This window comes from Candidatus Phytoplasma citri (assembly GCF_002009625.1).
In the GTDB taxonomy this organism is placed as follows: domain Bacteria; phylum Bacillota_I; class Bacilli_A; order Acholeplasmatales; family Acholeplasmataceae; genus Phytoplasma; species Phytoplasma citri.
In genome coordinates, this window is record NZ_MWKN01000030.1 from 1 (window position 1) to 426 (window position 426).

Consider the following 426-nt stretch of genomic DNA (forward strand, 5'->3'; position numbering starts at 1 on the left):
AAACGATCAGTTAGGTGCGTGCAACTTTGGAATATAAATCTATTAATGGTAATATTAGGATTTCCCTTGTGATTACGCATTTTTTTAATTTTATCCCAAGAATAGACGACCCATGTTTCATATTGGGTTTTTCCTTTATTACAATAAGGAATAGCCCAAGTTGAACCTATATTGAATTTCTTTCGAACTCTGGCAATCGACGTTTTCCGTTTCCTTGCCAATGTTTTCAAACAGCTATCTTCAGCTAGATAATTTAGATGGGTTAAAACAGCAAGATTGTTAGCTAAACAAAAGTATTGGATAAATTCCTCTAGTAGGTCTGGATTATTTCTAATTCGTCTCGATTCACTAATGTTTCGTCGTGTTTCACCTTTCCCCTTTTTAACCAATTATATTCATGTCCGTATTCCTTGGCTTTCGCTTGAG

1 pseudogene is annotated in these 426 nt (G+C 34.7%); it reads right to left on the reverse strand.

Going from position 1 to position 426, the window contains the following annotated elements:
- Positions 1–426 (reverse strand): annotated as a pseudogene (locus tag B2G44_RS01070) (group II intron reverse transcriptase/maturase); the annotation flags it as partial.